Below are 10,553 nucleotides of genomic sequence, written 5' to 3' on the forward strand. Positions count from 1 at the left end.
CCGCTGCGGCCGCCCGCCGATCGGGACGAAACGAAACAGGACTTCAAACGCACCACATGAGCAAAGCACTGGTCATCGCCGAGAAACCGTCGGTCGCGCAGGACATCGTGCGCGCACTGACGCCGACGAGCGGCAAGTTCGACAAGCACGACGAGCATTTCGAGAACGAGCACTACGTGGTCACGTCCGCCGTGGGCCACCTCGTGGAGATCAAGGCACCGGAGGAATACGACGTCAAGCGCGGCAAGTGGAGCTTCAACCACCTGCCGGTGATTCCGCCGCATTTCGATCTGGCGCCGATCGACAAGGCCAAGAGCCGGCTCAATGCCGTGGTCAAGCAGGTCAAGAGGAAGGACGTCACCGAGCTCATCAACGCCTGCGACGCGGGGCGCGAGGGCGAGCTGATCTTCCGGCTGATCGTGCAGTACGCCGGCACCGAAAAGAAGAAGATCGACAAGCCGGTGCGCCGCCTGTGGTTGCAGAGCATGACGCCGCAGGCCATTCGCGACGGCTTCGAGCAGCTGCGCGGCGACGAGCAGATGCTCGGCCTGGCCGACGCGGCGCGCAGCCGCAGCGAGGCCGACTGGCTGGTCGGCATCAACGGCACGCGCGCCATGACGGCCTTCAACTCGCGCGACGGCGGCTTCTTCCTCACCACCGTGGGCCGGGTGCAGACGCCCACGCTGTCCATCGTGGTCGAGCGGGAGGAGAAGATCAGGAAGCACGTGGCGCGCGACTACTGGGAGATACGCGCGAGCTTCCAGGCTAAGGCGGGCCTGTACGAAGGCAAGTGGTTCGACCCGGCGTGGAAGAAGAACGAAGCGAGCGCCGGCTCGATCGGCGCTCTGCCCGATCCGGAGCGCCGCGCCGACCGCCTGTGGAACGAGGCCGACGCGCAGGCCATCGCGCAGGCGGTGCGCGGCCAGCCGGCGCAGGTGAGCGAAGAGGCCAAGCCGAGCAGCCAGGGCGCGCCGCAGCTCTTCGACCTGACCAGCCTGCAGCGAGAAGCCAACTCCCGCTTCGGCTTCTCGGCCAAGACCACGCTCTCGCTCGCGCAGGCGCTCTACGAGAAGCACAAGGTGCTGACCTACCCGCGGACCGACAGCAAGTTCCTGCCGGAGGATTACGTGGCGGTGGTCCGCAACACGATGGAGATGCTGGCCAAGGAAGACCTGCCCGGCCCGCTGCGCCCGCTGGCGGCGCATGCGAAGAAGGCCGTGAAGGAGGGCTACGTCAAGCCCAACAAGCGCATCTTCGACAACGCCAAGGTCTCGGACCACTTCGCCATCATCCCGACGCTTCAGGCGCCCAAGAGCCTCACCGAGATCGAGGCCAAGCTCTACGACATGGTGGTCAAGCGCTTCCTGGCGGTGTTCTTTCCGCTGGCGCAATTCATGGTCACGACGCGCATCTCCACCGTGAGCGCGGCCGGCAAGGAGCACAGGTTCCAGACCAACGGCAAGGTGATGGTCAAGCCGGGCTGGCTGGCGATCTACGGCCGCGAGGTCGAGGACGCCGACGCCAACCTGGTGCCGGTGGAGAAGGGCGAGGTGGCGCACACCGAGAGCGCCGACGCCAACGCCCACAAGACCAAGCCGCCGCCGCGCTACACCGAGGCGACCCTGCTCTCGGCCATGGAAGGCGCCGGCAAGCTGATCGAGGACGAGGAGTTCCGCGATGCCATGCAGGAAAAAGGCCTGGGCACGCCGGCCACCCGCGCGCAGACCATCGAGGGCCTGATCTACGAGAAGTACATGATCCGCGAGGGCCGCGAGTTGATCCCCAGCGCCAAGGCCTTCCAGCTCATGACCTTGCTGCGCGGGCTGCAGGTCGAGGAGCTCACCAAGCCCGAACTCACCGGCAACTGGGAGTTCCAGCTCGCCGAGATGGAAAAGGGCCGGCTCAGCCGCAACGCCTTCATGGGCGAGATCGCCGCGATGACGGAGCGCATCGTCGCCAAGGCCAAGGAGTACGACCGCGACACCATCCCGGGCGACTACGCGACCTTGAAGACGCCCTGTCCGAAATGCGGCGGTGTCGTCAAGGAGAACTACCGGCGCTTCACCTGTGCCGGCAAGGGCGCGGCCAGCGAAGAGGGCTGCGGCTTCTCGATCAGCAAGATCCCGGGAAGTCGCAGTTTCGAGTTGCAGGAGGTGGAAGACTTCATCGCCCACAAGAAGATCGGGCCCTTGGAGGGCTTTCGCTCCAAGGCCGGCTGGCCCTTCACCGCCGAACTGCGGCTTGCCTATGACGACGAGACGCAGAACTGGAAACTCGAGTTCGATTTCGGCGAAGACGCCAAGAAGGACGGCGAGTCGGGCGAGCCGGTCGACTTTTCAGCGCAGGAGAGCCTGGGCGCCTGCCCCAAGTGCAAGGGCAGCGTCTTCGAGCACGGCACGAGCTACGTGTGCGAGCACAGCGTCGGCGCGCACGTCACTTGCGACTTCAAGAGCGGCAAGATCATCCTGCAGCAGCCGGTGCCTCGCGAGCAGATGACGCGGCTGCTGAAGGAGGGCAAGACCGAGCTGTTGGAGAACTTCGTCTCCAACAAGACGCGCCGCAAGTTCAAGGCCCGCCTCGCATGGGATGCCAAGGAAGGCAAGGTCGGCTTCGAGTTCGAGCCGCGCGCGGCGAAGGTGCCGGCGAAGAAGGCGGCTGCGAAGAACGCGTGAGGGGCCCGCCAGCCGCTTGCACGGCCCGGCGCGACGGAGAGTCGCTGTCGGCCTTCGTCGAGGAGTCGGTGCGGCTCAAAGCAGACCATTGCCCGGCGCCGCTATGCCAACTGCCCACCCGCCGGCGCCAATGGCCCGCGCCGGCCGGCGGTCAATACCTCATGAAGCGGTCCACTGCGCGAGCAGCGCATCGGGCACCGTCAGCCCCTGCTCCTCGGCACGCCGGCGCAACTGCTCGCGCCGCGCGCCCGGCAACCGCACGCCCTCGTCGCGCAGCATCTCGGCCACCAGCACCTCGATGCGGTCGAGGTAGCTCGCCGAGCCGGCCAGCGCGCCGGGATCGATGACGAGGAAGGCCTGGCCGATGCGCGGCTGGTTGCCTTCGTCGACGAAGAAGCTCGACGCCTCGAAGCCGAACTGCGCACCGATCAGCGCGGTGACGAGCAGCTCGACCACCAGCGCGAGCATCGCGCCCTTGGGGCTGCTTGCCGCGCCGATCGGCAGCATCGAGCCTTCAAGGCCGGCCTTCGGGTCGGTCGTCGGCTGGCCGTCCTTGTCGAGCGCCCAGCCGGGCGGGATGGGCTCGCCCTTCTTGGCGGCGACCATCAGCTTGCCGCGCGCCACTTCCGACAGGCTCAGGTCGATCATCAGCGCGTCCTTGCCGCGGCGCGCGAACACTGCGGCTACGGGGTTGGTGCCGAAGATCGGGTGCTTGCCGCCGGCGGCCGGCATGGCGGCTGGCGAATTGGCGAAGCCCAGGCCGACCATGCCGGCGTCCGCGACCGCGCGCAGGTGATCGACGACGACGCCGCAGTGGTGGCTGTTGGTCACGCCGGCGATGCTGATGCCGAACTCGCGCGCGCGGCCGATCGCCTCGGCGACCGCCATCTCGCAGGCGGCGAAGGCCAGGCCCTCGTGCGCATCGATCAGCGCGGCGCCGCCCTTCGCATGGCGCAGGCTCGGAAGCGCCTCGCCGTTCACCCGAGCGTTGCGGAGGTGCGTGGCGTATTGACCGACGCGCGACAGGCCGTGCGAGCCGAGCCCCTGCGCCTCGGCCAGCACCAGGGCGCGCGCCGTCGCCGCCGCCATCGTCTCGTTGGCCCCGGCGCGCCGCAGCGCCTGGCTGACCGCGTCGCGCGCCTGTTGCAGGCTCAAGGTGGCCATCAGTGCAAGGCCTCCAGCACCTTTTGCGCGATCAGGCTGCTGACGCGTTCGTTCGACTCGGTGGTCACGCCGGCGATGTGCGGCGTGAGCAGCAGGTTCGGGCAGCCCTCGAAGTGGGGCGACGCGGCCAGCGGCTCCGCGTTGAAGACATCGAGCGCCGCGCCGCCCAGGTGCCCTGCGCGCAGCGCCTGCGCCACGGCGCCCTCATCGACGATGCCGCCGCGCGCCGTGTTGACGAGCACCGCGCCCGGCTTCATCGCATGGATGCGCGCGGCATCGAAGAGATTGCGAGTGGCATCGACCAGCGGCACATGCAGGCTCACCACGTCCGCCCGCGCCACCAGTTCACCCAGGCCGACGCTTTGCACGCCGGCCGCGGCGAAGGCCGGGTCGTCGAGATCGAGCATGGCGTCGAAGGCGATGACCTGCATGCCGAGCGCGCCGGCCAGGCGGGCTGTCAGGCGGCCGATCGAGCCGAAGCCGATCAGGCCGAGTGTCTTGCCTGCGAGCTCGCGGCCGTTCGACAGTGCGCCTCGTGGCCACTGGCCCGCCGCCACGGCCGGGGTCGATTGGTAGGCCCCGCGCAAGAGCAGCATCGCGCTGCCGATCACGTACTCGGCCACGCTCGAGGCGTTGGCGCCGGTGGCCGGAATGACCTGGATGCGGCGGGCTTCACAGGCAGCCACGTCGATGTTGTCCAGGCCCACGCCGAGGCGGCCGACCACCGTGCAGCGCGTCAACGCCGCCAGCAGTTCGCCGCGCACCTGCGTGCGGTTGCGAACGATGATCGCGTCCGCCTTGCCGGCCTCGGTGTGCAGGCACGCGCCGTCGTCCACCAGCTTCGGGTCGTAGAGCACGTCGTGCCGCTCGCGCAACTGCGCGACCGCGGCCTCGTCCATGAATTCGGTAATGACGATTCTTTTCATGCAGTCCTCGCTGGAGCGCGCTGTTCAGCGCGTCGTTGGCTCACGGGCGGGCGCGCATCCAGGCGCGCCGTTGGCCCATTTGCCGCGGTCGAGGTTCAGCAGCGGCCCAGCCGCTGCCGAACGCTCAGGCCGACTCGTACAAACGCGTCAGCACGAACTCGCGATGCCCCAGCGCCTCGGCGGCGGTGAGCCGGCCGTTGGCGGTGCGCAGCATGCTTTCGAGCAGCTTGTCGCCGGCTTGGTCGAGCGTGAGCTCGCGCTGCAGGAGCCCCGAGGTGTCCACGTCGACGTGCTCGCTCATCAGCCGCACCGTGCGCGGATTCGCGCAGATCTTGATGACCGGCAGGATCGGGTTGCCGATCACATTGCCCTGGCCGGTGGGGAAGAAGTGCACCGCGTAGCCCGAAGCCGCGCACAGCGTGACCATCTCGGCGGCGGCGCTGGACGAATCCATGAACCACAGTCCCGGGCCGGTGGGCGCTTCGGCCTTGTCGAGCACGCCGTCGACCATGCACTTCTTGCCGATCTTCTGGATGTTGCCGAGGGCCTTTTCCTCGATCGTCGTCAGGCCGCCGGCGATGTTGCCCTTGGTCGGCTGCGAATCCGACAGGTCGCTGGTTTTGTGGCGGTTGATCATGTCCTGGTAGCGGTTGAACATGAACATGAAGCGCTCTTTCACCTCGGGCGTGCGGCAGCGCTCGGCCACGATGCGCTCGCCGCCGGTGATCTCGGAGGTTTCGCCGAACACCAGCGTGTTGCCGGTTTCGTAGAGCTTGTCGAAGGCGTTGCCCACCGTCGGGTTGGAGCCGCAGCCGGAGGTGGTGTCGCTCTCACCGCACTTGGTGGAGACCCACAGCTCGCTGATGGGGCAGACCTCGCGCTGCTTCTCGCTGGCGATCTGCACGAACTCGCGTGCCACCTTGCTGGCGCGCAGGATGGTGTCGTGGTCGCCGTGGCCTTCAATGCCGAAGCCGACGACCGGCTTGCCGGTGGTGGCGATGCCGTCAACCACCTTCTTGGTCCAGCTGTCTTCGATGCCGATGACGACGACGGCCGCCACGTTCGGGTTGCAGCCGGCACCGATCAGGGTGCGGAAGTGCAGGTCGAGGTCGGCGCCGAACTGCAGGCGGCCGTAGGGGTGAGGAATGGCGAGCGCGCCCTTGATGTTGTGGGCCACGGCCTCGGCCGAGGCGTTGGACAGGTCGTCCAGCGGCAGGATGATGACGTGGTTGCGGATGCCGACGCGGCCGTTCTCGCGGCGGTAGCCGAGGAATGTGGTGTCTTGGGAGATGATGGACATGAGGGTTCCTTGCTGATGTTGCGAAGCGGTGCTGTGCGAGGCGGGACGAGGATGGGCTGCTGCTTGGAAGCGGTCCTGCGGACCGCGAGTTGATTCCGGGCTGCGATCCCCGCTGCGCGGGGCCCCTCTTTCGCCCTACATCAACTCACCACCTCTTCGTCTTGATGTTGTGCACATGGGCGTGTTCGCCCGCCTTGATGGGGGCGACGACCTTGCCCATGTCGATGCCGTACTTCCAAACGGTGTCGCCCGGGTTCATGTCCTTGAGCGCCACCTTGTGGCCGATCGGAATGTCCTGTTTGGCGTGCACATCGACGAACTTGTCTTCGTCCATGATCCAGCCGCTGAGCGTCATGCCGGCCTTCGCGTCTTCCACCACGACCACGGCCACCGTGTCCTTGGCGTCATGCAATACAAAGTGAATCATCGAGGTCTCCTGTTTCACTGAGGTTTTCGAGTGGGGCAGTTTCGCGGCGCAGGCTCCGCACTGTCAAACATGTGATTTATATGACTTGTAGGACATGGCGCCGAGGCGCGAGAATGGCGGATGCCTTCTGCCGTCCCTTCCGTTTTCGGGCCCATCGCCCCCGATGCGGCCGGCGCACCGCTGTACCGCGTGGTCAAGCGCTCGCTGCTGCGCGCCATCGAAGACGGCCGCTACCCCGCCGGCGGCGCGCTGCCGAGCGAGACTGAGCTGGCGCGCGCCTTCGGCGTGTCGGTGGGCACGCTTCGCCATGCGGTCGATGAGCTGGTCGCCGAACACATCCTCGTGCGCCGACAGGGGCGCGGCACCTATGTCGCGCTGCACAACGCCGACCGGTTCCTGTTCCAGTTCTTCCATGTCGAGCGCAGCGACGGCCTGCGCGAAGGGCCGCAGGTGGAGCTGGTGTCCTTCGAGCGGGTGCGCATCGACGAGGACGCGGCGCAGGCGCTCGGCCTGAGGGCCGGCGATCCGGCGATCCAGATCGACAACCGGCTGCTGCTGCAGGGGCGCGCCGTCATCCACGACCGGTTGATCCTGCCGGCGCTCCTGTTCAAGGGGCTGACCGAGAAGCGCTTTCGGGAACGCACGAGCACGATCTACCACCTGTACCAGACGGAGTTCGGCATTTCCGTGACCCGGGCCCAGGAGCGCGGACGCGCCATGGCCGCCGATCGCACGACCGCGCGCATCCTCGGTCTCGCGCCCGGCGTGCCGGTGATGCAGGTGCGCCGAACGGCATTGACCTTCGGCGACAAGCCGGTCGAGTACCGCATCTCGACCATCGACACGGTCCACCACGAGTACGTGCAGTTGCTGTCGCGGTCGACTTGATCGTGTGTCCGGGCAGCAAGTCCGCAGCCGAGTTGGACGTAGGCAAAGCCAGGTCCGGATGCCCGGCTGCGAGTGAGAACCACGGCAAACGCAGTCGTGCGATGCATCTGCCGCGTGGGTCACAGGCACTGAAAGAGCCAACCCGCGCGAGCACATGCTTTGCGACAATCGCGCCATGAATGCGACCGACCCGACCGCTGTGATCGCGATCATGGACCGCCTCGGCGCCGCTGCGCGCGCCGCCTCGGCTGCGATGGCAGCAGCATCCACCGCGCAGAAGAACGCCGCGCTGCTGGCGTTGGCGCGGCTGATCCGCGCCGAGGCCGCAATGCTGGCAACCGAGAACGCGCGCGATCTGGAGGCCGCGCAGGCGACCAGGCTCGCCGCGCCTCTGCTCGACCGCCTGCGCCTTTCGGAGCCGGTGATCGCGCAGATGGCCGAAGGCTGCGAGCAGGTCGCTGCACTCCCCGATCCGATCGGCGAAATGACCAACCTGCGACGCCGCCCGAGCGGCATCACGGTCGGCCACATGCGCGTGCCGCTGGGTGTGTTCGGCATGGTCTACGAGAGCCGGCCGAACGTGACCGTCGATGCCGCGTCGCTGGCGATCAAGAGCGGCAATGCGGCCATCCTGCGTGGCGGCTCGGAGGCGGTGCATTCCAATGCCGCGCTGATGCAACTGGTGACGCGCGCCCTGATCGAGGCGGGCCTGCCGGCCGAGGCGGTGCAAGGGGTGCCGACCACCGACCGCGCGGCGGTCGGCCGGTTGATCACCATGCCGCAGTACGTGGACGTGATCATCCCGCGCGGCGGCAAGGGCCTGATCGAGCGCATCACCGCCGAGGCGACCGTGCCGGTCATCAAGCACCTGGACGGCAACTGCCACGTCTATGTCGATGCCGGCGCCGACCTGGAGCTCGCGCTGCGCGTCACCGACAACGCCAAGACGCAGAAGTACAGCCCCTGCAATGCGGCCGAATCACTGCTCGTGCACCGCGACATCGCGCCGGTCTTCGTGCCGCGGTTGGGCGCGCTGTTTGCCGCCAAGGGCGTGGAGATGCGCGTCGATGCCCAAGCGCAGGCGCTGCTCGGCCCGGTTCCAGGCGCCAAGCTGGTGGCTGCGAGCGAGGCCGACTGGGCCGAGGAATACCTGGCGCCGGTCATCAGCATCAAGCTGGTCGCCTCGCTCGACGAGGCCATTGCGCACATCAATCGCTACGGCTCTCACCACACCGATGCCATCCTTACCGCGAACCACCCGCACGCGATGCGCTTCCTGCGCGAAGTCGATTCGGCCAGCGTGATGGTCAACGCCAGCACCCGCTTCGCCGACGGTTTCGAGTACGGCCTGGGCGCCGAAATCGGCATCAGCACCGACAAGTTCCATGCGCGCGGACCGGTCGGGCTGGAGGGGCTGACGTCGATGAAGTGGGTGGTGTTCGGCCAGGGAGAGGTTCGCACGTGACAAGGGCCGAAGGGTGAAGGAAGCCCCGAGGCGCCGGCACGCCGGTTCATCGGCGCCACCGCTGCCCTCGTGCCCGCCCGGCGGGCGGCGTCTTTCATGAGCGAGCACGACCCGCGCGGCGCCCTGGTGCTGTTTTCCGGCGGCCAAGATTCGACGGCCTGCCTGGCTTGGGCGCTGCAGCGCTATGCACGCGTAGAAACCATCGGGTTCGATTACGGCCAGCGCCACCGCATCGAGCTCGATTGCCGGCCGCACATTCGCGAAGCGCTGGCCCGTGACTTCCCGCAATGGGCGCCGCGCCTGGCCGATGACCACCTGCTCGACCTCGGCCTGCTCGGCCAGATCTCCGACACCGCCCTTACCGACGCGCGTGCCATCGAAATGCAGGCGAACGGCCTGCCCAACACCTTCGTGCCCGGCCGCAACCTGCTGTTCCTGAGCTTCGCCGCCGCGGTGGCCTACCGGCGCAATCTCGGCGTGCTGGTCGGCGGCATGTGCGAAACCGACTACTCGGGCTATCCCGATTGCCGCGACAACACCATCAAGGCGATGCAGGTCGCCCTCAGCCTCGGCCTGGCTTGCCCACTGACCATCGAGACGCCGTTGATGTGGCAGACCAAGGCGCAGACCTGGGCGCTCGCCGACGCGCTCGGCGGCGAGGCGCTGATCGGGATCACCGTCGAGCACACCCACACCTGCTACCTCGGCGAGCGCCGACGGCGCCATGACTGGGGCTATGGCTGCGGCAGTTGCCCCGCCTGCGAACTGCGGCGTGAGGGCTTCGAGGCCTGGCGCGCCACGGGCGCCCGCGCCCGTCACGCATCCAGCAGCCAGGCGTCGACATGACCCCGACCCGTATCGCTTTCATCGCCGGCGCGGCGCTGTTGGTGTTCTGGGTGCTCGGCGCCTACAACCGGCTGGTGCGGCTGCGCAGCGCGGTGCTGGGCGCGTGGCCGCCGCTCGAGGCGCAGTTGCGGCGCCGACACGCGCTGGCCTGCGAATTGACGGAACTGCTGGGCCGCCTCGATCCGATGGAAAACCTGAGCGACGAGATCGGCCGCGCGACGCTGCAGACGGTGGCGGCGGCTGCTCGCCAGGCGCAAGCAGCCGTCGATCACGCGCAAGTGCGGGTCGGCAGCGCCGGCGCGATTCAGAGTCTGGGCCTGGCGGAGCAAGTGCTGGAAGGCGCACTGCGCCCGCTGCGCGTGCTGATCGCCGCGCGCCCGGCCGTTGCAGGCGAGCCTGAGCTTGGCGAACAGGTGCGGGCGCTGCTGCTCGGCCTGCAGGACGCCGACGCCCAGCTCGCCTTCGTGCGGCGCGTCTTCAACGAGGCGGTGCAAGCGTTCAACGGTGCCGCGCACGAGCTGCCGACGCGCCTGATTGCCAGCGTGTTCGGTTTCCGTGCTGCGGCGCCGCTCGCGAGCGCTTCGCCCGATCGCGGACCCGATTCGCAGATCGCTTCGGCCTTCGGCGAGCACGCCTGACGCAAGCGGTCGAAACGTCCCGAGGCGTGGCGCTCGGGCAACGGGGAGGCGGGGAGCTGTCTGACCGACGCCGACGATCCTTGCGCTGCCGCGCTGGCACCCGAGAACCTTGATGGCCGACGGCTCAACGCCCAACGCCCAACGCCCAACGCCCAACGCCCAATCGACTGTCGCCTGATCGCCTCACCTCACCTCACCTCACCTCACCGCTTGCCGCACCTACACTG

At 68.1% G+C, this 10,553-nt stretch carries 9 protein-coding genes; 5 read left to right on the forward strand and 4 right to left on the reverse strand.

What is annotated here, in order from left to right; translation table 11 throughout:
* Positions 1 to 56: 56 nt before the first annotated feature.
* Positions 57 to 2,672, forward strand: a complete 2,616-nt coding sequence (locus H0W38_RS01020; RefSeq protein WP_292450656.1) for a DNA topoisomerase III — start codon at positions 57 to 59, stop codon at positions 2,670 to 2,672.
* Between the two features lie 159 nt (positions 2,673 to 2,831).
* Here H0W38_RS01020 and H0W38_RS01025 read toward each other — a convergent pair whose 3' ends face one another.
* The 4 genes from H0W38_RS01025 to H0W38_RS01040 form a co-directional block, all read right to left on the reverse strand.
* Complete coding sequence (locus H0W38_RS01025; RefSeq protein ID WP_292450657.1) at positions 2,832 to 3,836, reverse strand: Ldh family oxidoreductase; 1,005 nt, start codon at positions 3,834 to 3,836, stop codon at positions 2,832 to 2,834.
* Complete coding sequence (locus H0W38_RS01030; RefSeq protein ID WP_292450658.1) at positions 3,836 to 4,762, reverse strand: hydroxyacid dehydrogenase; 927 nt, start codon at positions 4,760 to 4,762, stop codon at positions 3,836 to 3,838. The genes H0W38_RS01025 and H0W38_RS01030 overlap by 1 nt, the downstream gene beginning before the upstream one ends.
* A gap of 124 nt (positions 4,763 to 4,886) precedes the next feature.
* Positions 4,887 to 6,062: a UxaA family hydrolase gene (locus tag H0W38_RS01035; protein ID WP_292450659.1), complete on the reverse strand. Its 1,176-nt coding sequence runs from the start codon at positions 6,060 to 6,062 to the stop codon at positions 4,887 to 4,889.
* 145 nt (positions 6,063 to 6,207) lie between these two features.
* The gene (locus tag H0W38_RS01040) at positions 6,208 to 6,489 is read right to left on the reverse strand and encodes a UxaA family hydrolase (RefSeq protein ID WP_292450660.1); all 282 of its coding nucleotides are present in this window, start codon (positions 6,487 to 6,489) and stop codon (positions 6,208 to 6,210) included.
* Between the two features lie 120 nt (positions 6,490 to 6,609).
* Here H0W38_RS01040 and H0W38_RS01045 point away from each other — a divergent pair, with 120 nt between their 5' ends.
* The 4 genes from H0W38_RS01045 to H0W38_RS01060 all read left to right on the forward strand — a co-directional run bounded on the left by H0W38_RS01045 (position 6,610) and on the right by H0W38_RS01060 (position 10,326).
* Positions 6,610 to 7,377 carry a GntR family transcriptional regulator gene (locus H0W38_RS01045; RefSeq protein ID WP_292450661.1) on the forward strand — a complete coding sequence of 256 codons (768 nt, stop codon included), beginning with the start codon at positions 6,610 to 6,612 and terminating at the stop codon, positions 7,375 to 7,377.
* A 175-nt stretch (positions 7,378 to 7,552) separates the two neighbouring features.
* Complete coding sequence (locus H0W38_RS01050) at positions 7,553 to 8,842, forward strand: glutamate-5-semialdehyde dehydrogenase (protein ID WP_292450662.1); 1,290 nt, start codon at positions 7,553 to 7,555, stop codon at positions 8,840 to 8,842.
* 96 nt (positions 8,843 to 8,938) lie between these two features.
* The gene (queC, locus tag H0W38_RS01055; protein ID WP_292450663.1) at positions 8,939 to 9,688 is read left to right on the forward strand and encodes a 7-cyano-7-deazaguanine synthase QueC; all 750 of its coding nucleotides are present in this window, start codon (positions 8,939 to 8,941) and stop codon (positions 9,686 to 9,688) included.
* A complete protein-coding gene (locus tag H0W38_RS01060) occupies positions 9,685 to 10,326 on the forward strand; it encodes a LemA family protein (RefSeq protein ID WP_292450664.1) in 642 nt (213 codons plus the stop codon). The genes queC and H0W38_RS01060 overlap by 4 nt, the downstream gene beginning before the upstream one ends.
* Positions 10,327 to 10,553 lie beyond the last annotated feature (227 nt).

The sequence above is a fragment of the Methylibium sp. genome (assembly GCF_013817365.1).
Classification (GTDB): domain Bacteria; phylum Pseudomonadota; class Gammaproteobacteria; order Burkholderiales; family Burkholderiaceae_C; genus Methylibium.